Origin of the sequence: Nibricoccus aquaticus (assembly GCF_002310495.1) — a bacterium.
GTDB lineage: Bacteria > Verrucomicrobiota > Verrucomicrobiia > Opitutales > Opitutaceae > Nibricoccus > Nibricoccus aquaticus.
The window spans coordinates 954,422-979,869 of sequence record NZ_CP023344.1 but is presented as its reverse complement, the minus strand read 5'-3'; the positions used below and the strand labels follow the sequence as shown (position 1 = coordinate 979,869).

Genomic DNA, 25,448 nt, shown 5'->3' with positions numbered 1-25,448 from the left:
CTCGCTCAGGGCCAGTGTGTTTATGGCGGATGACGGCGGTTGGCACGAAGAAGGGTAATAGTGTGGCAACTCAAGTCCCTCAACCCAACCGGAACTCATCCCTATGTCTCACCTCTCCACGCTTTCCGCCGCCCCGAGCCAGCAAGACAGTTCCCGCAGCCGCACCTCCGCGAAGTCCGATACCCCGACGGATTCTGCCCGCGAGGCCGCTTACGATGTGACGCTCATCCAGCGTTTCCACGGCGGTGACGAGACCGCTTTCGTCGAAATCATGCAGCGCTACCACGGCCGTATTTTCGGTCTGGCGAATAATCTCCTCCGCAACACGGCAGACGCCGAAGAGATAACGCAGGATACCTTCATCCGCGCGCATCGTGGTCTCGCGAATTTCCGCGGTGACTCGTCGCTTGCGACCTGGCTCTACCGCATCGCGCTGAATCTCTCGCGCAACCGTTACTGGTATTTCTTCCGCCGCCGTCGTCAGGACTCGATCTCGCTCGAGCGCAATCTCACTGACGAATCCGACGCGACGTTTGCCGATCTGATCGCCGCTGATGCGCAGACGCCGGTGCAGCAGACGGTGACGCAGGAATTCACCGATCTGATCGCTTTGTGCATGGAGCGTCTCGACGCCCGGCATCGTGAAATCCTCACCATGCGCAATGTGCTCAATCAGCCGTACGAAGAAATCGCCCGCGCGCTCGGCATCAATGTAGGCACGGTGAAAAGCCGCATCGCCCGCGCTCGCGAAAATCTCCGCAAGCTTCTCTCTGAGGCTGCGCCAGAATTTACCGGCAATACAGAGGCGTCTGAATTTTTCGAGAACGCACGCACGGTTCATGGCTGTCACGCGATCGCCTACGCCTGATCTTCCCGACAGCTTCAATTAAACGAGATCGTCTTGGTCTCATGTCGAAAGCCGGCTCCCAACGGGGCCGGCTTTCGTTTTGGGAGGTAACTTAACTAACACCTGACGTCAGCGCTTAGCTGACGCCAAAGACTTTGCGCAGCTCGTCGATCGCCGACTCGGGCATGGGCACGAGCGGACCGAGCGGGCGTGCGAGGAAGAGCGCTTCGGTGGTGGCTTCGAGGACTTCGAGCCGGTCGAAGGCATCGAGGACATTTTTCCCGACGATGAGCGCGCCCTCGTTTTCGATGAGCACGACGGGGCGTTTTCCGAGCGAGACCTCGGTGGCGATGCGTTCGGCGTCGGCGACGACACACGCGTGAGGGAGCTTGGGCGCGTCGTTGAGGACGATATAGCTTTCGGGAATGGTGTGCGTGCTGAGCTCGGCGGAGGTCATGCAGAAGGCGGAGGCGTGGGAGGGCTGGGCGTTGATGATCGCGCCGACATCGGGGTTTTGCTCGTAGATCAGTGCGTGAAGGAGGGCGGTGCGGCTGGGGCGTTTGCCCGGTTCGCAGGCGCGGCGCGTGGCGACGACGAGTGCTCCGGGCTCCAGTTGCAGGCGGTCGCGACGGCGCGGGGTGATGAGGAAGCGGTCGTTTTCGAGGCGAGTGGAGAACGAGCCGACGGTGCTGATGAGCAGACGTTGTTGATAGGCGCGGTGGGCGAAGTCGCAGATCTGAGTGCGGAGTTCCTTCTCGCGGTTGGAGGGAGGCAGCGCAGGGAGTTCGGCGAAGTCGGGGACGGTGCGCTCGGGGAGCTCGATGGCGGAGAGGGTTTTGATTTCGCCGAGAGAGGCGGCCTTCACGAGTGTCTGCGCGATGAACTCCAGCGTCTCGAAACGTTGAAACGCGTCGTGCAGGTCGGTGCCGCCGATGACGACGCCATGGTTTTCGAGCATTACGCAGTCGGCGCCGGCGGCGAAGGTTTCAGAGATGTTTTTACCCAGTTCCTCACTGCCGGGGCAGGCGTAGGGCGCGTAGGCGACCTTGCCGCAGACGGCGTTGGCGACGGTTTGCACGCGGGTATCGGGAAGCTTGCGACAGATGCTGAAGGCGACGAGCGCGCCGGGATGCGCGTGGACGATGGCCTTGATGTCGGGACGGCGGCGGTAGATCTCGCGGTGAAAGGGAAACTCGGAGGATGGCGGATGGAGTCCGGTGCGTTTCCCGTCGGGGTGGACGCAGACGATATCGGTCGGCTGGAGGCGGCCTTTGTCGACGCGGGATGGTGTGATCCAGATGTCGCCGTTGGGGTCGAGGATCGACAGGTTGCCGCCCGAGGTGGTCGTCATCTTGTAGCGGTAGATGCGCGCCATGGTCTCGACGAGTTCGTCGCGTGGGTGGAGCCAGGTGGTGTCCATGGCTGCCAGATGCCGCCTGCGGGAGCGTGGAGTCAAACCTCTGCCAACCCTCGCGCAGCCTTGGGCAAAATCCGCTCAGGCCGGTGTGAAACAGATAAGGAAGTTTTCTCCATTGTGCGGCCGGGCGCGGCTCGCATTGTCGCGGGTTCTTCCTGCGCTGTGGCGACCGACGATCTTCTTCTCACCCTTCAAACGACCTTCGGGTATCCGGCTTTCCGGCCGTTGCAGCGTGAGATCATGGAGGCGTCGCTCGCGGGGAAAGACGTGTTTGCGCTGCTGCCGACGGGCGGCGGCAAGTCGCTGTGTTTTCAGATCCCGGCGCTGGTGCGGCCAGGACTGACGGTGGTGGTGTCGCCGCTGATCGCGCTGATGAAGGATCAAGTGGATCAACTGCAAGCGGCGGGCGTGGCGGCGACGTTTTTGAACTCGTCGCTCGATTCGGCGGAGGCGCGTTCGCGGCTGGCGGGTCTGCATCGCGGCGAGTGGAAGCTGCTCTATGTGGCGCCGGAGCGGTTGATGCTGGATGGCTGGGTGAAAAATTTGAAGGAGTGGAACGTGAGTGCGCTGGCGATCGACGAGGCGCATTGCGTGTCGGAGTGGGGCCACGATTTCCGGCCGGAGTTTCGCCAGATCGCGAAGCTGCGCGAGGTGTTGCCCGATGTGCCGATCATGGCGCTGACGGCGACGGCGACGGAGCGCGTGCGTGAGGACATCGTGAAACACCTGAAGCTGCGAGCGCCGGAGATTTTTGTGGCGAGCTTCAACCGCCCGAATCTCACGTACCGGGTGACGCCGAAGGACGAGCCGCTCAAGCAGATCATCGAGTTCGTTAAGAAGCGCGAAGACGAGAGCGGGATCGTTTATTGCTCGTCGCGTGCGGCGACCGAGCGCGTGGCTGAGGCGCTGGCGGGGCGTGGGTACGCGGCGAAACCGTATCATGCGGGGCTTGATGGCGAGGAGCGCGCGCGGAATCAGGAGCTGTTTCTACGCGACGAAGTGAAGATCGTGTGCGCGACGATCGCGTTTGGCATGGGCATCAACAAGCCGAACGTGCGCTGGGTGATTCACTACGACCTGCCGAAGAATATCGAAGGCTACTACCAGGAAACGGGGCGGGCGGGGCGCGACGGATTGCCGGGGGATTGTCTGCTGCTTTTCAGCGGCGGCGATGCGGCGAAGCAGACGCATTTCATCGATGAGATGACTAACGAGCACGAGCGCAGCGTCGCGCGCGCGCAGCTGCGGCAGATGATGCACTACGCGGAGGGTGGCGGTTGCCGGCGCGAGGAGTTGCTCGGGTATTTCGGCGAAGTGTTCGCGATGGATAACTGCGGCGCTTGCGACAACTGCTCGGAGCCGCGCGAGACGTACGACGGCACAGTGGCGGCGCAAAAATTTCTCTCGTGCATTTACCGCATCCGCCAGGCGAGCCGCTTCGGCACTGGGCTGAATCACGTGATTGAAGTGCTTACGGGCGCGGACACCGACAAGATCCGGCGCGCGGGGCACGACCGGCTCACAACGTATGGAATCGGCAAAGAGTTTTCGCGTCCGCAATGGGCGGCGGTGGGGCGTGAGTTGATGCGGCTGGGTTTCGTCGCGCAGAGCGAAGGCGAGTACGCGACGCTCGAACTGACGAATGAAGGCATTGGTGTGTTGAAGTCGCGCCAGCCGATCACGCTGACAAAGCCGATGTCTCTGCCGAAGATGCGCAAAGTGGTGCGTCGCGAAGGCGACATCGAGTGCGACGAGATCTTGTTCAACCGCCTGCGCACGCTCCGCAAGAAACTCGCCGATGAGCGCAAGGTGCCCGCGTACGTGATCTTCGGCGACGCGACGCTGCGGCAACTCGCGCGGGAATATCCCGTGAGCGAAAGCGCGATGGACGGCATTTTTGGCATGGGCGAAAAGAAGCGCGCGGAGTTTGGCGCGGCTTTCGCGACGGAGATCGCTGGTTATCTAGAGACGAACTCGCGGATGAGTTTTAGGTGAGGTGAGGAGCGGCTTTATGCCGCGCCGGCACGGACCAACCCGCTGTCTGGCGAATCAGCTGTGGCGGAAGGCTTGGAGGGCGGAGACGAAGTCGTCGGGGATGCCGAAGTCGAAGCGTTGGCCGCCTTTGATTTCGAGGGCGAGGTAGCCTTCGGCCTGGCGCTGGAGTTCCTGGGCGCGGGTGAGCTGGAATTCGCCGCCGTCGCGGGTGTTGTCGCGAATCATCTTGGCGAGGATGTCGTAGATCGACGGAGCGAGGACGTGCATGCCGAACCAGCCGAGGAATTCGTCGTTGCCCAGGCCGTCGACACGGAGTTTTTCGCGGGCGAGGTCGATGGCGGGCTTTTCGATGATGAGATCGACGTCGATGAGTTCGGGGCGGTCGGCGCGGCGGCGGCCGGCGATGGTGCCGTAGCCTTTGAGTTCGTGCGGGGCGATGCGATTGACGGCGGAGACGGTTTTGGTGGCGCCGGTTTCGGCGGCGACGCGGGTGAGCTGGGCGTGGGGCGATTCGGGGGAGCCTCGGAAGAGGTGATCGCCGAGGCAGAGGAGAACGGGCTGGCCGGCGGCGAAGTCGGAAGTCTGATACACGGCGTGGCCGAAGCCTTCCTGAGTGGTCTGGACGCGGAAGGTGAGGCGGTCGGCCCAGTCGCGCATGGAGCGGGCTTCGGCGAGGAGTTGCGGGTATTTTTCGAGGCGCTTGAGGTAGGTGTCGGATGGGCCTTTGAAGTAGTCGCGGATGGTGGCGTCGTCACCCGGTTGCACGATTATGCAGACTTCATCGATGCCGGCGGCTTCTAATTCGATGAGGTGGTAGTGAAGGAGCGCGCGGCAGATGCCGTCTTTGCCGACGACGGGGAAGAGTTCCTTCATGACGGCGTGGGAGCCGGGGAAGTGGCGCGTGCCGAGACCGGCGGCGGGGATGACGGCTTTGCGGATGCGGGCGGGAGAGGTGGCGGACATGAAAACGGAGGGACGGATGAAGGGAGCTATTTACCGCGGAGACGCGGAGGGCGCGGAGAGGACGGATTTTTTATCGCGGAAGTACGGAAGAGCGGAAGCGCGGACCGGAAGCGATCAGGATACGGATTTTTAACCACAGAGGCACGGAGGACACAGAGGTCGGATTTTGTGAGAGGAGAGAGTGGTTCGGACTCTGTGCTCTCTGTGTCTCCGTGGTTAAAAAATAGCTCAGGCGGGCTGCCAGCCTTTGGCGCCGAAGCGGTAGAGGCGGGAGCCGAATTCGACGGCGCCGGGGGAGGTACCTTCGAAGATGTCGGGCATGCGGCCGATGCGTTGGGAGTATTCGCGGGCGATCTCGGGGACGTGTTCTTTGATGGCTTCGGTCGTGCCGAAGATCGCAACGGTGCCGCCGGTGCCGCCGCCAGTGATCTTGGCTCCGAAGAGGCCGGCTTTCACGCCGCGTTTGCGGACGAGTTCGACGAGGTAATCGACCTCGGGAACGGAGAGATCGCAGTTGTCACAGTAGCTGGCGTGGCAGCCGTACATGAGTTCGCCGGCTTCGATGAGGGCGTTTTTGTCTCCGGCGGAAGCGGCGCGGAGGCGGTCCATAAATTTGAGGACGCGGTCGTTTTCAAAGATCGGGTGGGCGGTGGGACCGGATACGCGATAAGTCGCGCCGGGCTGGATCTTGGTGACGGGGTCGTCGTGGGTTTTGTACTGCGCGAGGAAGTCGGCGCCGGTGATGGATTCGGGGAGGTGGGTTTTGTAGTCGGCGGTGAACTCGTCGGGCGTGAGCTCGGCTAGGTAGCCGATGGGGGCGCGGCCGGATTTGGCGCGGAGGTCGTTGATGATGCGCTTGCCCATGAAGGCACCGATGCGCGTATCCGCGTATGGGTTACCCGCGACGGAGTGGCGGACGAGGGAGTTGATGCCGACGAACGCGGTGCCGGGCGGGATGGCGACTTCGCCGACGACTGCGCCGGGGCGGCAGAGGATGTGGGTGAGGCGGCCCTGGCGGCCGAGGGCGACGGCGATCTGGTCCATGATGCCGCAGGGCGCGCCGACGACGTGGTTTTCGGCCATCTGGCCGAGTTGGGCGAGGCGGTCGCCGCCGAGGGAGAGGCCGAGGTGGGCGCTGACGCAGGAGAGGACGGCGAGCTCGGTGGCGGCGGAGGAGCCGATGCCGACATTCATCGGGACGGCGCTCATCAGGAGGAGATTAAAACCGTAGGGCATGCGGATGCCCTCTTCTTTGATGAGGGTGAAGATGCTGCCGCCGACGTAGGCGGCCCAGTTGACGAGCGGGTTGGAGTGGCAGACCTCGCGGACTTGCGAGTAGGGGGCGATGCCGTCGCCCTGATAGAAATAGTCGAGGGGGATGCGCGTCTCGACGGGGAGGCTGGGTTTGCCGCTTTGGACGGTGCGGATGCGGAGGGTGCGGTCGGTGCGGGGCTGGAGTGCGATGAGCGTGCCGCGGCCGAGTACGCCTTCGCAGACGTTGGCGCCGGAGTAGTCGGCGATGCCGCCCATGACGTCGAGGCGGGCGGGGACACGGGCGACGATCACTTCGCCGGCAGTGAAGAAGCCGGCGAGGCCGGTGGGGTCACCGTTGGGCTTTTGGAGCAGGCGTTCGAATTCGGTGATCTCGTAGAGTGGCGCGGCGGTCGTAGACATAAGAGCGGCGAGGAGATGCGAGGATGGGAGGCGCGTCAATTTCGCGGATACCGGGGTATGGATGAGGAGGGGGTCGGGTGTGAGCTGGGGGGGGGAGTCGAACGGCGGGGTTAAGGCTAACCCGCCCTACCTTCGGAGGCGCGGGAAAGCGCGCGGGTTTAAGGAGGCGGAGACGGGACGGCGTCGCGCGAGCGAGCCATACACGAGGTGGTCAGAAGTCGATGCCGCGCTGGGCTTTGATGCCGGCTTTGAATGGGTGTTTGATTTCGCGCATCTCGGTGACGAGGTCGGCGAGTTCGATGAGCTCGGGGAGCGCGCCGCGGCCGGTGATCACGATGTGCTGCATTTCCTGCTTTGCGCGGAGGGCGGTGAGGATTTCGTCTTTGGGGAGATAGTCGTAGGCGAGGACGATGTTGAGTTCGTCGAGGAGGACGAAGGCGCAGTCGGGGTCGGCAAAATAGCGGAGGGCGAGATCCCAGCCCTCGCGGCAGCTGGCGATGTCGGCGGCGCGGTCTTGCGTGTCCCACGTGAAGCCGCCGCCGACGCGGTGCCAGGTGAGGGTGGGGCGTTGGAGGATTTTTTCGAGAGGATCGGCGCCGGATTTGATGAACTGGATGACGGCGCATTTTTTCCCGGTGGCCAGCATGCGGGTCAACATGCCGAAGGCGGCGGTGGTTTTGCCTTTGCCGTCGCCGGTGTGGACGATGAGGAGGCCGCGTTTTTCTTTCGCGGCGCGCATCTTCGCGTGCATCTCGGTCTGGAGGGCTTCCATTTGAGCGCGGTGATCTTCGTCGGAGGCGGCGGGTGTGCGGGGAGTGGGCATGGGAGAAAAAGGCGAAAGGCTATAGGCGAAGGGCGAAAGGGAAGGAGCTGGGCGGCGAGGATGTCGGAGCGCGTGCGATCACGTTGGCCTACGGGGAAGGAGATCAGGGAAGTTCCAAGGTGAGGCCGGGGAGATGGTGTGCCCGGACGCCGAATACGTCGAGAAGGAGGGCGTGGGTAAGGACGTCGTTGGGTTTGCCGGCGGCGCGGAGGTGGCCTTTGTCGAGGACGATGACGTAGTCGAGGCAGTGGGCGGCCCGGAGATCGTGGAGAGACATGAGCAGGGTGCCGCCGGCGCGGGTGAAGTGATGGGCGCGGGCGAGGACTTCGAGGGCGTGGCGGGGATCGAGGGGGGAGAGAGGTTCGTCCCAGAGTTGTATCGGAGCGGAGGTGACGAGGGCGCGGGCGAGGAGGACGCGCTGGCGTTCGCCGCCGGAGAGCTGGTTGACGGGGCGGTCGGCGAGGGCGGTGAGGTCGAGCTGTGCGAGGGCGGCGTCGATGCCGAGGTCGTCGTCGCCGTGGGCGTAGCGGCCCTGGGCGACGACGGAGCGGACGGTGAAGCCGAATTCAAAGCGGGCCTCCTGGGGAATCCAGGCGGCGAGGCGACCGCGTTCGGTGAAGGAGATTTCGGAGAGCGGGCGGTTCTGCCAGGTGACGGCGGCGGGGAAGGTGGTGGCGAGTGGGATGAGGCCGGCGGCGACCTGCAGGAGCGTGGATTTGCCGGAGCCGTTGGGGCCGATGAGGCCGGCGAACATGCCGGGCGGCAGCGACAGGGAGACGTCGTGGAGGCGGCCGGGGACGGTGGCGGATTTGAGGGTGAGGGCGTTCATGTACGTTTCCTCAGGAGCCAGAGGAAGAAAGGGCCGCCGATGAGGGCGGTGACAATGCCGACGCGGAGGCCGCCGGCGAAGCGGCCGAGTACGTCGCAACCGATCATGAAGGCGGCGCCGCCGATGAGGGAGAGCGGGATGAGGCGTTTGTGTTCGGCGCCGAAAAGGAGGCGCAGCATGTGCGGGACGATGAGGCCGACGAAACCGATGGAGCCGGAGACGGCGGTGGCGAGGGCGGTGAGAATGGTTGAGAGGATGAGCAGCGCGGCGCGGAGGCGGGGGACGTCGACGCCGAGGCTTTGGGCTTCGCGTTCGCCGAGGCTGAGGAGGTCCATGGGGCGGCCGAGCGGGAGGAGGCAGAGTGAGCCGATGACGATGGGGGCGGCCATGAGGACGTGCTCCCAAGAGCGGTCTTCGAGTCCGCCGATCATCCAGAAGATGATCTGGGCGTTGCGTTCGTAGCTGAGCGTGAAGTTGGAGAGGACGTAGGAGACGACGGCGCCGAGGAGGGCGTTGAGGGCGATGCCGGCGAGGAGGAGGCGCTCGGTGCTCGCGCCTTGGCGGGCGAAGGCGATGACGGCGTAGGTGGCGATAAAAGCGCCAACGATGGAGGCGGCGGGAAGGGCGAGGAGCGAGGAGGCGGCCCAGCCGGTGCCAATGGCGATGACGGCGCCGGCGGCGCCGCCGGTGCTGACGCCGAGGAGGCCGGGGCTGGCGAGGCTGTTGCGGAAATAGGCCTGCATGACGAGGCCGCTGGCGGAGAGTGCGGCGCCGACGAGGGCGGCGATGCAGAGTCGGGGGAGGCGGATGTGGTAGAGGACGGTGGCGGCGAGTTCGTCGCGGTGTGTCAGGCCATTCCAAATACGCGCGGGGGAAAGCGGGAGATCGCCGAACGCGAGCGAGCCGAGCGCGGCCAGGCCGAGGGCGATGGCGGCGAGGGGGAGGGCTGAGCGTTGGAGACGGGCGGGCATTTTTATTTAACCACAGATGGCACGGATGCGGAAGGATGACGGAGGTGTGGAAATGAGGAGCGCGGTGCGAGGTGGCGTATGATGAGAAATCGTGGGCGGTGGTTAGCGCGACGAGGGCGTCGCGCCTCCATCAGAAAGAGTTATTGGAAGAGTTCGGGGTGGAGCTGGCGGGCGAGGTGTTCGTAGGCGGCGACGCGGTGGTGGGAGACGGCGCTGATGTGCCAGGGCTTGAGGAGGGCGGCGCGTTTTTCGCGGACGGCGGACAGGAATTGGTAGGGCGGGAGTTTGAGGAAGGGCGCGAGGGCGGAGTCGAGGTTGTCGCCGGAAACGACAACGCGCTCGATGGGCCAGGTGAGCATTTGTTCGTTGGGAGGCGGGACGTGGCCGGTGAGTTTGCCGAGGCTGGCGGCGAGGTTTTCGGCGGCGGCGTGGTCGCAGAGATCCTGGAAGGTGGTGCCGGCGCCGCCCATGACGCCGTAGGTCGACGGGGCGATGACGCGGATGGGGCGGACGTCTTTGAGTTTTGTCGCGAGGGCGGCGACGCGTTGCTGGCAGTCGGCGATGATGGTCTCGGCTTTTTTTTCGGCGAGTGGGCCGAGTTCGCGGGCGAGGGCGCGGAGGTTGGCGTAGGCGTCGTCGAGGGATTCGTATTTTTCGACGACGAAGATTTTCACGCCGGCGCGGCGGATTTGGGAGACGAGTTCGGCGCGGCTGTAGTTGGCGACGAGGACGAGTGTGGGGGAGAATTTGAGGACGTTCTCGGCGTCGCCGTTTTTAGCGAGTTGAAGGTAGGCGGTGGCTTCGGTGGAGATCGCGGAGAATTGAGGATCGCGAGAGAGATGACTGAGCGCGGCGATTTGCGAGGGCTCGGCGAGGGCGAGGAGGAGTTCGTCGGTGCCGACCGTCTGCGACACGACCCGCACGGCTCCCGGTTCGGCGCCGCGGGCTATGGCGATGGTGAACGAGATGAGCGCGAGCAGGAGCGTGGGCAGACGGGGCATTTTTTTAGACAGGATTACAGGATGAACAGGATGGGAGCCGGAGTTTTTTAACCGCGAAGCAGCGAAGGAATGCGAATCGGGAAGGTAGGGGTTGTTGCGGGTCGGTATTTGATGTCGACCCGGCGGGGTTAAGGCTAACCCGCCCTACCTCGGAGTTTAGAATTTCCAGTCGAGGGACGTGTAGATGGCGCGAGGGGCGGAGGGGTAGCCGGCGACTTCCCAGTAGTCTTCGTCGAGGGCGTTTTCGATGCGGAACTTCACGGTGACGGTCTCGTTGATCGCGTAGCTGGTGTAGATGCGTGTCGTCGTGAAATCTTCGAGACGCGTGGTGACGTTGAGGACGCGGTCGGCTTCGAAGTGGACGCCGGCGCCGAGGAGCCAGGCGTTCGTGAGCTGGTATTGGGCGTCGAGGTCGGTGATGTGACGGGGGCGGCGGGGGAGGCGGGCTTTGGGCGTTGCGCTGGTGTCGAAGGCGTTGGTGTAGGTGTAGGCGGCGCGGAGGGTGAGCGGCTCGATGGGGCGGGCGGTGAGGGCGAGCTCGGCGCCGTCGGAGCGGGCGCGGCGGACGTTTTGGGCGACGTACTTGAAGGTGGTCATCGAGAAGTTGCTCAGGATGAGGTCGCGGAAGTCGTTGCGGAAATAGGTGAGGCTGGCGGTGAGTTTTTCGCCGAGGATTTCTTGGTCGATACCGGCGTCCCAGCCTTTGGATTTTTCGGGGCCGATGGCGGGGTTGGGGCCGTACCAGGGCTCGGAGCCGTAGCGGTTGACGACGGTGGGGGCTTTGAAGCCGGTGCCGTAGGTGGCGCGGAGTTTGGTGCCCGTTTTGTCGATACGGTAGGCGACGCCGGTGCGCCAGGTGTCGGCGCGTTCGGTGAGGTCGTAGTCGTCGGTGCGGAGGCCGGCGTCGATCGTGAGGTGTTTCACGGGTTCGGCGGAGGCGGAGAGGTAGACGCTCTTCAGGTCGTCATCGAGATCCTGGCCGCTGGAGGAGTAGGTGGATTTTTCGAGGTTGGCGCCGGCGACGAGGCGGAGCCAGGAGGTGGCGTCCCAAGTGTTTTGCCAGTCGAGGATGCGGCGGGTGTTGCGCGAGTAAAAGTTGGAGTCGGGGCCGTATTGTTTGTCGGTCCAGTCGTACTCGTTTTGGTGCCAGCCGACGGTGACGCGGGAGGCGAAGTCGCTGGCGGGCGACCACTGGGCGAAGGTGGTGACGAGGTGGTTGCGGTCGTCGGCGCGGCCGTAGCCGGGGAATACGGTGGAGCCGACCTCGTCGTAAGTGCCGTCCTGGCCGCGGAGGGTTGCGCCGAGGAGGATGGATGCGGCGGGTGAGGCCTCGAGGCGCGCGGTGTAGCTGAGGAGTTTGAAGCCGTTATCGGGGCGGAAATTGTCGGTTTCCTCGTAGCCGAGGGACGCGCTGAAGCCGAGTGGGCCGGAGCGGCCGCGGGTGGCGAGGGAGGCGCCAAATGTATCGAAAGAGCCGGCACGCGTTTGCGCGAGGCTGCGGCCGCTGCCGGTGGCGGCGGTTTCGAGGAGGATGACGCCGCCGATGGCGGAGCTGCCGTAGAGCGTGCTTTGCGGGCCGCGGAGGATTTCGAGGCGTTCGAGTCCGCCGAGATCGGCGGCGCCGAGGAAGCCGGAGTAGTGGGCTTGGGCGCTGTTCATGCGGACGCCGTCGACGAAGAAGAGGACGTGATCGGCTTCTGAGCCGCGGATGTAAACGGAGGCCTGGGAGCCGCGGCCGCCGAGGGAGACGAGGCTGACACCGGGGGTGCGGTTGAGGGCGTCTTGAAGAGAGATGACTTGCGCGGAGCCGAGGTATTCCGGGGTGTAGTCGGTGACGCTGCTGGGCGTGTTTTTGAGCGCCTGGGGAGCGCGGCTGGCGGAGACGACGATTTTGTCGAGCGCGGTGACGTCACGCGGTGCGAGGTGGGCGACGCGCGTGGGCGTGTCCGCGGTTTGGGCGGGCGCGGCGGTGGAGGCCGCGAGCGCGCAGGCAATGGCGAAGGAGGACCGGCCCGCGAGGCGGGACAGCGAGGTGGGATGCATGTGTGTTGGTCTGTCTTAACTAGAGTAAGAGCAGACAACACGGGGGCCGACCGATGATGGACGGATGCACGCGCAGGCACTGCTCTCACGCTTCATTTTTGCGATGAAGTTTTCGAATCCACCGCGCGCAAAAGTTTCGCGGTGGAGGCGTGAGTGCCTGAGGCGTGGATGTTCGGACTCCGCATTTGTGGCGTACGCGTGGTCGCGTGTGCCTGCCTCTGCTCCGCCTTCACCGGGTGTGAGACCGATTGGCTTGGCCGCGCGATGTGAACCGCGCGGGAGAGCTTTGGACTGATGCGTTACCGCAGCGCAACTGTGGCCGGTTTTCACGGCCTTCCCCGTTGCCTCGGGCTTTCAAAAGAACGGCTGACGTCGGCGATGAGTTTTCGGCGGGGAAACCGGCGCGGGCAACGACCGTGTTGGGGCGTTTTTTGCGAAGATTTCCGCGTTGGCTGCTCTTGCCCGGGATGAACCGGGTGCCAGCGTCGGCGGGGTGAGGTGAAGACAGACGACGTGGCGCTTGCCAAGAACATATCTTTGAATCCTGATGTGACGATATATTGAATCTAATCATGGCTAACACACTCCCAGAATCATCGTCTTTTGCTGAGTTGCGCGCGCTTTTTGAGAGCAGGATCGCGGTGCTGGACGGGGCGATGGGGTCGATGGTGCAGACGTACGGATTGGAGGAGAGGGATTTTCGCGGGGAGCGCTTCAAGGCGTTTCCGCACGATCTGAAGGGCAACAACGACCTGCTGTGTCTGACGCGGCCGGACATCATCGAAGAAATTCATTTCAACTACTTCGCGGCGGGCGCGGACATGGTGGAGACGAATACGTTTAGCACGACGACGATCGGGCAGGCGGATTATCATCTGGAAGAGATCGTGACGGAGCTGAATCTCGCGGCGGTGGCTTGCGCGAAGCGGGCGGCGAAACGGGCGGAGGCGGCGACGCCGGGTCGGCGGTGTTTCGTGGCGGGAGCGATCGGGCCGTTGAACCGGACGCTGTCGATGTCGCCCGATGTGAACCGGCCGGATTATCGGGCCGTGAGTTGGAAGCAGGTCGTAGAGGCTTACACGCAGCAGATCCGGGCGTTGATCGAAGGCGGCGTGGACGCGCTCTTGATTGAGACGATTTTCGATACGCTGAATTCGAAGGCGGCGCTGTTTGCGGCGGAAGGGGTTTTTGAGGAGATCGGGCGGCGGCTGCCGGTGATGATCAGCGTAACGATCACGGATGCGTCGGGGCGCACGCTGTCGGGGCAGACGACGGAGGCGTTTTATAATTCGATCCGTCATGCAAAGCCGTTTTCGGTGGGGATCAATTGCGCGCTCGGCGGGCGGGCGATGCGGCCATACATCGAGGAACTCGCGCGCGTGGCGGACTGTTATGTGACGTGTTATCCGAACGCGGGTCTGCCGAATGCGTTTGGCGGCTATGACGAGACGCCGGCGGACATGGCGGCGGTGTTGAGGGAGTTCGCGGATGCCGGGCTGGTCAACATGGTCGGCGGGTGCTGCGGATCGACGCCGCCGCATATCGGCGCGATCGCGAAGGCGGTGCGCGGGCTGCCGACGCGAAAGCTGCCGGAGATCCCGGTGGCGATGCGGCTGAGCGGACTGGAGCCGTTGCTGGTGGGCTGAGCGCACGGATGATTCACCGCGGAGACGCAGAGAGCGCAGAGTACGAGCAATGAGTGAGTTTTTTTCAGACGTGCCGGTTTTCGAGTCGTCGTTTGCGGCGGTGACGCGGCGCGGGCGTCATGTCGTGGTGGCGTTGAGGGAGCCGGCGTTGGTGATGAGCACATGCGCGTGGAATGGCGGGACGCGGAGCGATGTGCGGTTTTTGGTGAATCACCAGAGCTGCGAAGGGGCGAAGGATCAGGCGCGGGCGGATTTGATCAACGGGCTGGGGCCGGTGGGCTATCAGGCGCATGTGTGCGCGGAGCTGGGATTGAAGCCGGAGGAAACGGCGGTGATGGGGACGGCGGCGAACATGCAGTATCTTGGTGTGGCGACGCGCACGTGGGCGGATTTGTCGGTGACGGCGATCGTGACTGCGGGTGTGAGCGGCAACGCGGGAAGCGCGGGCGATCCGGCGCATTACGACGAGGTGAATGGTGCGTGGGTGAAGACGTCGGAGAAGGCGGAGACGTGTGAGTTGCGACGTGATGGATCTGATGTGGCGTTGAAGCCTGCGGGCGTGGCGCACGGCACGATCAACACGCTGCTGTTGTTTTCGTCGCCGCTGAATGCGACGGCGCTGGCGCGGGCGGTGGTGACGATGACGGAGGCGAAGACGAGTGCTTTGCTGGAGCTGGCCATCGGGAGCAAATATTCTACGCGGCTGGCGACGGGTACGGGCACGGATCAGTATGCGCTGGCGACGCCGCAGAGTGGGGCGACGCTTCGCACGTGGACGGGGCAGCATACGAAGGCGGGAAAGTTGATCGGGGATGCAGTGCGGGCGGCGACGCTGGAGGCGTTGCGCTGGCAGAATGGGTTGGAGGCGAGTTACACGCGGTCGATTTTCCACGCGCTGGGACGGTTTGGTGTGAAGGAGGCGGTGTTAAAGGAGCTGATCGCAAAACGGTTTTCTAGTGATGAGTTCGAGCTGTTCGTGGCGAACTGGCAGGCGGTGATTCATGAGCCGCAGGTTTCGGCGGCGGCGTATGCGATCGCGGCGGTGCTGGATCGCGTGCAGTTCGGGACGCTTGGGAGTTCTGTCGCGCATGAGGCGTTGCTGAATCAGGCGGCGTTGCTGGCGGTCGGGCTCGCGGCGAAAGCGGAGGCGTTTGCGGAGGTGCGCGGCGCGCTGGCGACGAAAGCGTTTTTTTCGCGAAGGGGCGAAGGGCGCGAAGGGGCGGAGGCGTGGGTGGCGAGTAGAGTGGTGACGGAGATCGTCGCTGCGGCGATGGTCGCGGGGTGGCGGTTGAAGTGGAGACGAGTGGATGGTGTGATGTCGCCTAAGCACGGTGATGGTGATGCGACTTATCTTGGAGGACGCGGATGAACGTGGTGCTGCAGACGCTTGATGCGGTGACTGGATTTTTTGAGCCGCGGTTTTTGCTGTGGGCAGCGATCGGGCTGGGGCTGGATGCGTTGATTGGCGATCCGGTGTTTCGGTGGCATCCGATACGGTTGCTCGGGAATTTGCTGAGTGCGTATGAGCGGGTGTTATTTCGCGTGGGTGCGAATGGGTATGCGGGTGGAGTGATCTTGTTTTTGCTGCTGATCGCGATGGTGGTGCCGGTGTGTGTGGCGTTACTTGGGGGAGCTGCGGCGGTGCATCCGTGGGTGCTGGATGTGGTGGCGGGGGTGGTGTTGTGGGCGTGTTTTGCGCTGCGGGATTTGATCGCGCACGGTGAACGCGTTGCGCGGGCGGTGAAGAGGGACGATGCAGAGAGTGCGCGGACGGCGATTGCGATGTTGGTGGGGCGCGATACGGACAAGATGGATGCGCGGGCGTGTGGGCGCGCTGCGGTGGAGAGCTTGAGCGAGAACCTCGTTGATGGCGTGTTGTCGCCTCTGGTTTATGCGGTGGCGTTTGGGCCGCTGGGAGCGGTGGTGTTCAAAATCGTGAGCACGATGGACAGCATGGTGGGTTATAAGACCGAGCGTTATCTGCGCTTTGGGTGGTGCGGGGCGCGGCTGGATGATGTGGCGAATTTTCTCTGGGCGCGTTGGAGCGCGGTGTTGATCAGCGGTCTCGGTGCGGTCGTGCCGGGGTGCTCGGCGCGCAAGGCTTGGCGAGCGGCGGTTGCGGGGCATGCGCTGGTGCCGGGGCCGAATAGCGGCTGGCCCGAGGCCGCGACGGCGGGGGCGATTCAGCGGCGGTTGATCGGGCCGATTTATAAGAACGGCGTGCTCGTCGCGGATGTGTGGCTGGGCGATCCGGGCGATCCGGCGGGGGCGGACGCGGGCGATCTGCGGCTCACTTATGTGTTGGTTGTGCTGGCGACGCTGGTCACGTTTGCGGCGGGCGCGGGCGTCTCGCGAATGCTGCATCCTGAATTTTTCTCACTGTGAACAAAACCTCTGGCTCAAACTTTCTCGTCGTTGGCGAGCGCACCAACATCACCGGCTCGCCGAAATTTGCGAAGGCTCTCAAGGCGGGCGACTGGGCGGCGTGCCTGGAGATCGCGCGTCAGCAGGTGGAGAGCGGCGCGAACGTGATCGATATCAATGTCGATGAGGCGTTGATCGAAGGGGAGCCGACGATGGTGAAGTTTTTGAACCTCATCGCGGCCGAGCCGGACATCACGAAGGTGCCGGTGATGATCGATTCGTCGAAGTGGTCGGTGCTCGAGGCGGGGCTGCAATGCCTGCAGGGCAAGGGTATCGTGAACTCGATCTCGCTGAAGGATGGCGAGGCGGAGTTTTTGCGGCGCGCTAAGTTGATCATGCGGTATGGCGCTGCGGCGGTCGTGATGGCGTTTGACGAGCAAGGGCAGGCGGCGACGCGCGATGAAAAGGTCCGCATCTGCACGCGCGCGTACAAGCTGCTCACGGAGCAGATCGGGTTTCCGCCGGAGGATATCATTTTCGATCCGAACATCCTCACGGTCGCAACGGGCATCGAGGAGCATAACAACTACGCGGTCGATTTCTTCGAGGCGACGCGGATCATCAAGCAGACGCTGCCGCATGCGAAGGTGTCGGGCGGCGTGTCGAATGTTTCGTTCTCGTTTCGCGGCAATAATCCGGTGCGCGAGGCGATTCACACGGCGTTTCTCTACCATGCGATCCGCGAAGGCATGGACATGGGGATCGTCAACGCGGGCATGCTCGGGAACTACGATGAGATTGAGCCGACGTTGCTCGGCTATGTTGAAGATGTGCTTCTCAACAGACGGCCGGATGCGACGGATCGCTTGGTGAAATTTGCCGACGAGTTGAAGGCGCAGCAGGGCGGCGCTTCGAAGACCGAGGTGAAGGAAGATCTCGCGTGGCGGAATCAGTCGGTCGAGGAGCGGATGAAGCACGCGCTCGTGAAAGGACTCGATGCGTTTGTGGATCAGGACACGGAGGAGTGTCGGAAGAAATATGCGCGGCCGCTCGATATCATCGAAGGGCCGTTGATGGATGGGATGCGCGTGGTCGGTGATTTGTTTGGCGCGGGAAAAATGTTTCTCCCGCAGGTCGTGAAGTCGGCGCGCGTGATGAAGAAGGCGGTGGCTTATCTGACGCCATTCATGGAGGAGGAGAAGAAGCGCGCGGCGGCGGCGGGCGAGGCGACGCGGGCCCAAGGGAAGTTTCTCATCGCGACGGTGAAGGGCGACGTGCACGACATCGGCAAGAACATCGTCGGCGTGGTGCTCGCGTGTAACAATTACGAGGTCGTGGATCTCGGCGTGATGGTGGCGTGCGACAAGATTCTGGCGAAGGCCAAGGAGATCGGCGCGGATGTGATCGGACTTTCGGGGCTGATCACGCCGTCGCTCGATGAGATGGTGCATGTCGCGAAGGAGATGAAACGCGAAGGGTTCACGGTGCCGCTGCTGATCGGTGGTGCGACGACGAGTCCGGCGCATTCGGCGGTGAAGGTGGCGCCGGAATATCCGCACGGAGTTGTCCACGTGCTCGATGCGTCCCGGGTCGTGAATGTGGTGAGCGCGTTGCTGTCGCCCGAGCAGAAACCGGCGTTCATGGCGGAGAATGTCGCGAAGCAGACGCGGCAGCGCGAGGAGTTCGCGGCGCGGCGAGCGAGGAAGCCGTTGTTGTCGCTCGCGACGGCGCGGTCGCGGAAGCCGGTCTTCGATTGGGCGACGGTGGATATTCCGCGTCCGGAGTTTCTGGGTACGAAGATCTACGATCCGGTGCCGCTGGAGGACATCGTGCCGTTTATTGACTGGGGTCCGTTCTTCAGCGCGTGGGAATTGCACGGGCGTTATCCGCAGATCCTTGAGGATGAGGTCGTCGGCGCGGAGGCGAAGAAGTTATTTGCCGATGGACAGAAGCTGCTCGCGCAGATCGTGCGAGAGAAACGGTTCACGGCGAAAGCGGTGATCGGTTACTGGCCGTGCAACTCGGTGGGCGACGACATCGAGATCTACTCGGACGAGAAGCAGGGGAAGGTGCTGACGCGTTTCCACCAGCTGCGTCAGCAGCTCGAAAAGCCGGAGGATCAATTCAACCACTGTCTCGCCGACTATGTCGCGCCGAAGGAAAGCGGGCGCATCGACTACATGGGTGGCTTCGCGGTGACGGCGGGGCACGGCGTCGAGGATTTCGCGGCGGAGTTCAAAGCGAAGAACGACGACTACAACGCGATCATGGCGCAGGCGCTCGGCGATCGTCTCGCGGAAGCGATGGCGGAGATGTTTCACAAGCGGGCGCGTGAAGCGACCGGCTTTGGCAAGACGGAGAACCTCAGCTATGAGGAACTCATCCGCGAAAAATATCGCGGGGTGCGTCCGGCGCCGGGTTATCCGGCGTGTCCGGATCACACGGAGAAGCCGATCTTGTTTGAGCTGCTCGGCGTCGAGAAGGCGACGGGCATCAAGCTGACGGAAAGCTGCGCGATGTACCCGGCGAGCAGTGTGAGCGGCTGGTATTTCAATCATCCCGACTCGAAGTATTTCGGTGTCGGAAAAATCGCGAAGGACCAGATCGACGACTACGCGAAGCGCAAAGGGCAGAGCGTGGCCGAGACGGAGAAGTGGCTCGGGCCGTATCTGGATTATGATGTGGGGTGAGGGAGCGAAGACGCTCTAAACATGAGGCTGCACTTCGTTGATCAAAATCAAGATGTCGTGGCCGCTTTGGGACGAGCGTTCAGCTCGTTTCCCGAGGTAACGGTTTCCTTTGGAGATATTTTAGATGTGGCAGAAGTTAGTGTCGTATCACCTGCGAACAGCTACGGTTTCATGGATGGCGGAATCGACGCGGTATATCGCCGCCACTTTGGGCAGCAGATCGAAGACAAGGTTCGTGCAGCGGTCGCAGCTCGGCCTGAAGGTTACCTGCCGCTGGGTACGAGTTTGGTGATTCCGACCGGTAACAATCGAATACCGTACATGATTGTCGCGCCGACCATGCTCATGCCGGAAGCGGTGAGTGCGTTCAATGCTGCGCGGGCGTTGCGTGCAGTGATCAGAGCACAGGCGGCGCATGCGTCTCTGCTTACGGATGTTTATTGTCCCGGATTATGTACCGGAGTTGGTCAAGTTGAGCCGGACGAAGCGGCTGCTGCGATGGCAGTGGCCTATCGGGAATCGAAGAAATGAAGAGCGGCGCGCACCAGAGGTGCGGACCTACGGCTGAGCTACGCAAAACGCGCCAGGGACCGCGCGTTCCACCTTGGAAGTGGGCGACGGTTACGCGCGACGGGGGCGTCGCGCCTCCAACGGAATCGGGCCAACGGAGTTAGCGGTTGTCGCCGTCCAGCATGCGGCCGAGGCCGCCGAGGACGGAGCCTTCTTCGCGGCCTCCGCGTCCTGTCTGAGGAGCGGCGGCGACGATGCGGCCGGCGAGGCGGGAGAAGGGGAGCGATTGCAGCCAGACTTTGCCGGGGCCGCGGAGTGTGGCGAAGAAGAGGCCTTCGCCGCCGAAGAACGCGGTCTTAATGCCGCCGACCATCTGGATATCGTAGTCGACCGAGGGTTGGAAGGCGACGATGCAGCCGGTGTCGACGCGGAGAGTTTCGCCGGGCTGGAGCGTGCGTTCGTAGAGCGTGCCGCCGGCGTGGACGAAGGCCCAGCCGTCGCCTTGGAGGCGTTGCATGATGAAGCCCTCGCCGCCGAAGAGGCCGGCGCCCAGGCGTTTTTGGAAGGCGATGCCGATGGACACGCCTTTGGCGGCGCAGAGGAAAGAGTCTTTTTGCGCGATGAGTTCGCCGCCGAGTTCGGCGAGGTGGAGCGGGATGATTTTGCCGGGGTAGGGTGCGCCGAAGGCGACGCGGCGTTTACCGGAGCCCTGGTTTTGAAAGACGGTCATGAAGAGCGATTCGCCGGTGAGGAGGCGTTTGCCGGCGCCGAGGAGGCTGCTCATGAAGCCGCGGTTTTGCTGCGAGCCGTCGCCGAAGATCGTCTCCATGGCGATGCCGTCATCCATGAACATCATGCCGCCGGCCTCGGCGACGACGGCTTCGCTGGGATCGAGTTCAATTTCGACGAACTGCATGTCGTCGCCGTGGATCGTGTAGTCGATTTCGTGCATGGAATTCATGGGAGAGGAGAAAGGAGTGGGCGGAGGTTTTCGGATGGTTTGGAAGAATGAACACGGCATGTGCTGCGAAGTTGCAGCTGGGCGGGTTTCTTCGGGTTGGAGGCGGCGCGCTCCTTGACAACGAGGGTCGGCATTTCACGGTTTCCTCACCGCTATGATGACTCGCACGGTGACGTTCTTTCGGTTTCACGCGCTTGGGTGCGCTGTCTGTTTTTTTCTCGGAGTGAATGCGGTCGCACTTGCACAGCAGGTGGCGCCAGTTGCCGCGGCGGCTCCGAAAACTCCGGTGGAGCTGAGCCAGGCGGATTTGTTGAAGGCGTATTTGCAGGTGAAGGAGGAGCTGCATGCGACGCAGCTGGCGGTGGCGGCTACGCGGCTGGAGGCGGAGACGGCGGCGAACGCGCAGGCGACGGCGTTGATGGGGAAAATCGACGCGATGAAATCGTCGTTTGAAGTGGAGCGGGATCGTCAGCGCATGGAGTGGCAGCAGGCGGAGGCGGAGCGTTCGTGGCAGCGGGCGGAGGCGGAGGAATTTAACCGGCTGGTGTTTTGGATCGGCGGGGTTTTTGGGGCGTTGGGATTGCTCGCGGTGTTAGTGACGCCGTTTCTCCAGTGGCGGGCATTGAACCGGTTTGTGGAGCGCAAGGAGCGGCAGTTGCAGCTGGCGGCGCCGGGAGATCGGGGCGGGCTGGCGCTGACGGACGGGATGCTGGCTGGAGCGGATCAAGCGGTGGCGTTTTCCAATCAGCGGCTGTTGTCGGTCGTGGAGCGGATGGAAAAACGGATACTGGAGCTGGAAGGAGCGACGGTGGCGGCTGCGGCGTTGCCAGCGGCGACGGCGGGAACGAGCGGGCCGGTGGCGATGGCTTCGCTGGCGCCGTTTCCGGTGCAAACGGGCTCGCCCGGTGCAGCGGGCAAGGCGACGCGGACGGGTGCGGAGCAGGGAAATCCGGTCGCGGTGCTGCTGGGCAAAGGAAGTCTTTTGCTGGAGTTGAACCGCGCGCGTGAAGCGATCGCGTGCTACGACGAGATTTTGCGGACGGAGCCGGCGAATGCGGAGGCGCTGGTGCGCAAAGGTTCCGCGTTGGAGCAGCTGCGTCGCGATGAAGAGGCCCTTGAGTGTTACGATGCGGCGATCCGCGCGGATAAGCGGAAGACGCTGGCGTATCTCTACAAGGGCGCGGTGTGCAACCGGCTCGAGCGCTTCGCGGAATCGGTCGAGAGCTACGAGCAGGCGCTAAAGGTGGAGCGGTCGGGCGCCGCGTAGAGGCGTAGCCCACGCGGTTGCCTGAGGGAGGCTGAGTGGGATTTCTCGCGAAGAGACGAAGGGCGCGGGCCGCTGCGATGAGTGTGGGAAGAGCGGTGCCGAGGCACCGCAGTCGAACCGGCGGGGTTAAGGTTAACCCGCCCTACCGTCGGAGGTCGAACCGGCGGCGTTCGAGTTGCTGGCGGGCGAGGGTGATGCTCGCGCCGAGGAGGTGGCGGTTTTCTTCGCCTTTGTTCGCGAGTTTTTGTTCCAGCTCGGCGATACGTTTTTCGTAGGCCTGGATGCGTTGCTGGAGCGGGGCGTGGAGTTGTTCGAGGCGGCGTTCGAGCTGCTCCATATCGGCCTGGGCTTTTTGCTGGGCGGCGAGGAGTTCGGCGCGGTGGCGGAAGAGGGTGCCGACGAATTTTTCCTTCATCCGGGCGAGGGCGCCGGGACGGGTCGCTTCGGGGGCGTGGCTGGCGTGGGATCGGGGGAAAAGGGCGTGGTCGCGCCAGTTGGAGTCGGGAGTGTCGTCGAGGACGATGAGTTGCTCCTCGCGTGGCGTGGGGCGCGGTGCGGCGCGGCGGGATGATTGGCGATCGGGCGTAGTGGATTTGCGGGCACGCTTGAAGCCGTAGAATCCGGCGAGGGCGAGGAGGGCGGCGCCGAAGGTGGCGATGAGTGTCCAGTCCGCCGCGTAGAGGCGTGGCCCAAGCGGTGGGGTAGGCGAGGAAGGTGCGGTTGTTGCGTGAAGGCGTTGCCCGCGCGTTTCGGGCGGAGAGGAGGTGATGGGGCTGGGTTGAGCGAGGGCGGGGGCTGGGGATTTTTCGCGGAGGGCGGTGAGAGTTTCGAGGGCCTGGCGGTCGATGATCTGGCCTTTGCGAAGAAGCGCCTGTCCTGGGTGGGAGGAGGTGACGGTGGTGGGAGCGGGGTGAGGGCGGTTTTCGAGGAGCGTGGTGGCGAAGGAGTCGAGCTGGGTGTTGGCGCGGACGAAGGTGGCGGCGAAGCGGGCGAGGCCGGGCTGGGCGGCGGGGAAGTTATTTTCGACGAGTTCGCGGGCCTGGGTGAGGCGGATGGTTTTGCTGGGGGAGATGATCAGGCCCGGGCCGTCGAGGTCGCGGACGCCGAGGGGCATGGCGAGGTTTTTGACGATGACGAGGCGCAGGGATTTTTCGGGCGGGAGCGTGGTGCTGGTGGCGTCGTCGACGATGATGTTGGCCATCGCCTGGCGGATGGGCTGGGCGAGGGTGAGGATGAGCGTCTCCTCGCTTTCGCCGCGGACCCAGAGAGGGGAGAGTTGATCGAAGGGGAAGTGGGCGGGGACGTTGCGGGAGACTTCGGCGACGGCGCGGGTGTAGGCGGGGGAGCCGAGGTCAGCCTCAGTGGGGGTGCGGCCGAGGAGTTGTTCCTGGAAGACGCGGAGGAAGTGGTAGCGGGCCATGATGATGGCGGCGCGCAGGGAGACTTCGGCTTCGTCGGGGCTTTTGGGGTTGAAGCGGAGGACGAGCGGGGCCGCGTAGAGGCGTTGCCCACGCGGTTGGGAGTCGGAGGCTGTGTCGCGGGCGGGCTCGCCGGATGGCGAAGCCGGGGGGAAGATGTCTTCGCGGACGATGTCGCCGATGCGGTAGTCGGAGATGCTCGCGTGTGCGGTCGGCGAATACGCGGGCAGGAGGAATGCCAGCACGAGGGCCGCGAGAGATGCGCGCGAGTGGACCATGTTGCGGTGAATGGCCGGCGGAAGATACCGCAGAGGTGATGCTGGCGGCGGGCCGGGCTGCGCGGAGTTTTTGCCGGTGTGGGCGCGACGGGCAAGTGTGGAGTCTAGGGCCCGCAGTGTGGTGGGGCGGATTTTTTAACCACAGATTACACGGATGGGTACGGATGGCGGAGAGGGAATTTATGAGACAGGATGAACAGGATTCGGAGGGGCGTGTAGGAGGAGGTCGATGCGAGGGAAGCGAGGTGAAGGAGAACGATGGCGGGGGGCGTGAAAAAGGCCCGACGGGTGAGGTCGGGCCGGGGACTGACGAAGCCGTTAGCGGGAGAGGAGCGAGAACGATGGGGACGGAGAGGCGTGGTGGTTATTTGCCGACGAGGGTTTTGAAGCCGCCGTACAACATGCGGGCGCAGTCGAAGGGCATTTTTTTCGGGTCCATGTCGGGCGGGCAAAGCTCGGGGTCTTTCATGACCTTGGCGTTGATGCGGTCGCGGTCTTTGCGGGATTTGTAGGTGACGAAAGCGAAGACGACGGTTTCGGTGGGCTTCACTTTGATGCCTTTGGGGAAGGTGAGGCAGAAGCCGGGGTCTTTGCGGTCTTCGAGCACGCATTCGCGGTAGTCGAGGGCGCCGTGTTTGAGCCAGACTTTCTGAGCGGTTTTGGCCATCTTCTGGTAGGCCTTGAGGTTTTTCTTGGGGAGGGGGAGGACGAAGCCGTCGACGTATTGAGGCATGGGAATTTCTTTCGTTGAGGATTTTGAGGAGGACACAGGGCAGAGTGCCGCGTCTACATGTATTAACGATCAAGCTGGACGGCGTCGGACAGGCTGAGAGGAATTTTGTGCGGTATAAGAGTGGGGCGGACAGTTCTGGTGCGGAACGGGTGGTGTTAAAAAATCTCTTTGCGCCGGGCGGGGGATTGGGCGGTCATTTGGGTTCCTTTTCCATGGATCGTATCGCCTCCGCTTTTGCCCGTGCCCGCTCTGAAAATCGCGCCGCGTTTGTCGCGTACTTGTGCGCGGGCGACCCTGATTTGGAGACGTCAGTCGCGGCGTGTCGTGCGGTGATCGAGGCGGGGACGGATGTGCTGGAGCTGGGCGTGCCGTTTTCTGATCCGCTGGCGGATGGGCTCACGAATCAACTCGCGGCGCAGAGGGCACTGGCGAGCGGGATGACGGGTGTGAAGGTTTTCGAATTGGTGCGGCGTATTCGCGAATTCAGCCAGGTGCCGCTGGTTTTCTACACGTACTATAATTTAATTTTTGCCAATGGAGTGGACGCGTACGTGAAGGCAGCGAAGGACGCGGGCGTGGATGGGATTTTGACGCTCGATCTGCCGCCGGAGGAGTCTGGGGAAGTCGCGGCGGCGTGCGCGAAGCATGGCGTGAAGACGGTGTTCATCGTGGCGCCGACGACGCCTGAGGCGCGGATGGCAATCATCGGGAAGGCGGCGACAGGGTTTATTTATTATGTTTCGCGCGAGGGCGTGACGGGCGTGCGGAGCGAAGTGGCATCGAACGTTCCGGAGGCGGTGGCGAAGATCAAAGCGCACACGGCGCTGCCCGTGGTGGTGGGGTTTGGGATTTCAAAGCGCGAGCACGTGAAGGAGATCGCGGCGTATGCGGATGGCGTGGTGGTGGGCAGCGCGCTGGTGAACTGCATCAAAGATAATCTGATGGAGCGCGCGAAGATCGCGCCGACGCTCAAGGCTCGGGCGAGCGACCTAGTGGCGGGATTGGGGCGCTGAGGGAG

The 25,448-nt window shown here is 63.6% G+C and carries 20 protein-coding genes and 1 riboswitch; of the genes, 9 read left to right on the top strand and 11 right to left on the bottom strand.

Annotated elements, in window-relative coordinates:
• The first annotated feature begins 103 nt into the window (after positions 1-103).
• Positions 104-868 (top strand): RNA polymerase sigma factor, encoded by a 765-nt coding sequence (locus CMV30_RS04280; RefSeq protein WP_096054865.1) that lies wholly within the window; start codon positions 104-106, stop codon positions 866-868.
• A gap of 115 nt (positions 869-983) precedes the next feature.
• Here the strand turns inward: CMV30_RS04280 and CMV30_RS04275 are convergent, their stop codons facing one another.
• Complete coding sequence (locus CMV30_RS04275) at positions 984-2,267, bottom strand: class II aldolase/adducin family protein (protein WP_096054864.1); 1,284 nt, start codon at positions 2,265-2,267, stop codon at positions 984-986.
• A 159-nt stretch (positions 2,268-2,426) separates the two neighbouring features.
• On the opposite strand from CMV30_RS04275, the gene recQ reads away from it, so the two are divergent.
• Positions 2,427-4,259 carry a DNA helicase RecQ gene (gene recQ, locus CMV30_RS04270; RefSeq protein ID WP_245844399.1) on the top strand — a complete coding sequence of 611 codons (1,833 nt, stop codon included), beginning with the start codon at positions 2,427-2,429 and terminating at the stop codon, positions 4,257-4,259.
• A gap of 54 nt (positions 4,260-4,313) precedes the next feature.
• Here recQ and CMV30_RS04265 read toward each other — a convergent pair whose 3' ends face one another.
• From CMV30_RS04265 to CMV30_RS04235, 7 genes are all read right to left on the bottom strand, one after another.
• On the bottom strand, positions 4,314-5,222 hold the full coding sequence (locus CMV30_RS04265) for a sugar phosphate nucleotidyltransferase (protein WP_096054862.1): 909 nt from the start codon (positions 5,220-5,222) through the stop codon (positions 4,314-4,316).
• Positions 5,223-5,450: 228 nt separating this feature from the next.
• Positions 5,451-6,896: a galactokinase gene (locus CMV30_RS04260; RefSeq protein ID WP_138223121.1), complete on the bottom strand. Its 1,446-nt coding sequence runs from the start codon at positions 6,894-6,896 to the stop codon at positions 5,451-5,453.
• Between the two features lie 211 nt (positions 6,897-7,107).
• The gene (gene cobO, locus CMV30_RS04255; protein WP_096054860.1) at positions 7,108-7,719 is read right to left on the bottom strand and encodes a cob(I)yrinic acid a,c-diamide adenosyltransferase; all 612 of its coding nucleotides are present in this window, start codon (positions 7,717-7,719) and stop codon (positions 7,108-7,110) included.
• 103 nt (positions 7,720-7,822) lie between these two features.
• Positions 7,823-8,548: an ABC transporter ATP-binding protein gene (locus tag CMV30_RS04250; RefSeq protein WP_096054859.1), complete on the bottom strand. Its 726-nt coding sequence runs from the start codon at positions 8,546-8,548 to the stop codon at positions 7,823-7,825.
• On the bottom strand, positions 8,545-9,519 hold the full coding sequence (locus CMV30_RS04245) for a FecCD family ABC transporter permease (RefSeq protein ID WP_096054858.1): 975 nt from the start codon (positions 9,517-9,519) through the stop codon (positions 8,545-8,547). The genes CMV30_RS04250 and CMV30_RS04245 overlap by 4 nt, the downstream gene beginning before the upstream one ends.
• A 140-nt stretch (positions 9,520-9,659) precedes the next feature.
• Entirely contained in the window at positions 9,660-10,520 is an 861-nt protein-coding gene (locus CMV30_RS04240) for an ABC transporter substrate-binding protein (protein ID WP_096054857.1), read from the bottom strand.
• Positions 10,521-10,676: 156 nt separating this feature from the next.
• Positions 10,677-12,563, bottom strand: coding sequence for a TonB-dependent receptor plug domain-containing protein (locus CMV30_RS04235; protein WP_096054856.1), 1,887 nt, complete (start codon positions 12,561-12,563; stop codon positions 10,677-10,679).
• A gap of 146 nt (positions 12,564-12,709) precedes the next feature.
• A riboswitch (cobalamin riboswitch) is annotated at positions 12,710-12,946 on the bottom strand.
• Between the two features lie 189 nt (positions 12,947-13,135).
• On the opposite strand from CMV30_RS04235, the gene CMV30_RS04230 reads away from it, so the two are divergent.
• The 5 genes from CMV30_RS04230 to CMV30_RS04210 are packed head-to-tail and all read left to right on the top strand — an operon-like array spanning position 13,136 to position 19,794.
• Complete coding sequence (locus CMV30_RS04230; protein WP_096054855.1) at positions 13,136-14,209, top strand: homocysteine S-methyltransferase family protein; 1,074 nt, start codon at positions 13,136-13,138, stop codon at positions 14,207-14,209.
• A 49-nt stretch (positions 14,210-14,258) separates the two neighbouring features.
• Entirely contained in the window at positions 14,259-15,578 is a 1,320-nt protein-coding gene (locus CMV30_RS04225; protein ID WP_096054854.1) for an adenosylcobinamide amidohydrolase, read from the top strand.
• A complete protein-coding gene (cbiB, locus tag CMV30_RS04220; protein WP_096054853.1) occupies positions 15,575-16,594 on the top strand; it encodes an adenosylcobinamide-phosphate synthase CbiB in 1,020 nt (339 codons plus the stop codon). The genes CMV30_RS04225 and cbiB overlap by 4 nt, the downstream gene beginning before the upstream one ends.
• Positions 16,579-19,263 (top strand): methionine synthase, encoded by a 2,685-nt coding sequence (metH, locus tag CMV30_RS04215; protein WP_096054852.1) that lies wholly within the window; start codon positions 16,579-16,581, stop codon positions 19,261-19,263. Before cbiB ends, metH begins: the two co-directional genes overlap by 16 nt.
• Before the next feature lie 21 nt (positions 19,264-19,284).
• On the top strand, positions 19,285-19,794 hold the full coding sequence (locus CMV30_RS04210) for a macro domain-containing protein (RefSeq protein ID WP_096054851.1): 510 nt from the start codon (positions 19,285-19,287) through the stop codon (positions 19,792-19,794).
• Between the two features lie 139 nt (positions 19,795-19,933).
• Here the strand turns inward: CMV30_RS04210 and CMV30_RS04205 are convergent, their stop codons facing one another.
• Entirely contained in the window at positions 19,934-20,734 is an 801-nt protein-coding gene (locus tag CMV30_RS04205; protein WP_096054850.1) for a TIGR00266 family protein, read from the bottom strand.
• Between the two features lie 223 nt (positions 20,735-20,957).
• Here CMV30_RS04205 and CMV30_RS04200 point away from each other — a divergent pair, with 223 nt between their 5' ends.
• Positions 20,958-22,001 carry a tetratricopeptide repeat protein gene (locus CMV30_RS04200; protein WP_138223120.1) on the top strand — a complete coding sequence of 348 codons (1,044 nt, stop codon included), beginning with the start codon at positions 20,958-20,960 and terminating at the stop codon, positions 21,999-22,001.
• Between the two features lie 142 nt (positions 22,002-22,143).
• Here CMV30_RS04200 and CMV30_RS04195 read toward each other — a convergent pair whose 3' ends face one another.
• The gene (locus tag CMV30_RS04195; RefSeq protein ID WP_096054848.1) at positions 22,144-23,697 is read right to left on the bottom strand and encodes a hypothetical protein; all 1,554 of its coding nucleotides are present in this window, start codon (positions 23,695-23,697) and stop codon (positions 22,144-22,146) included.
• Positions 23,698-24,061: 364 nt separating this feature from the next.
• Complete coding sequence (locus tag CMV30_RS04190) at positions 24,062-24,430, bottom strand: DUF1428 domain-containing protein (RefSeq protein ID WP_096054847.1); 369 nt, start codon at positions 24,428-24,430, stop codon at positions 24,062-24,064.
• 212 nt (positions 24,431-24,642) lie between these two features.
• On the opposite strand from CMV30_RS04190, the gene trpA reads away from it, so the two are divergent.
• Positions 24,643-25,443: a tryptophan synthase subunit alpha gene (gene trpA, locus CMV30_RS04185; RefSeq protein WP_096057612.1), complete on the top strand. Its 801-nt coding sequence runs from the start codon at positions 24,643-24,645 to the stop codon at positions 25,441-25,443.
• Positions 25,444-25,448 lie beyond the last annotated feature (5 nt).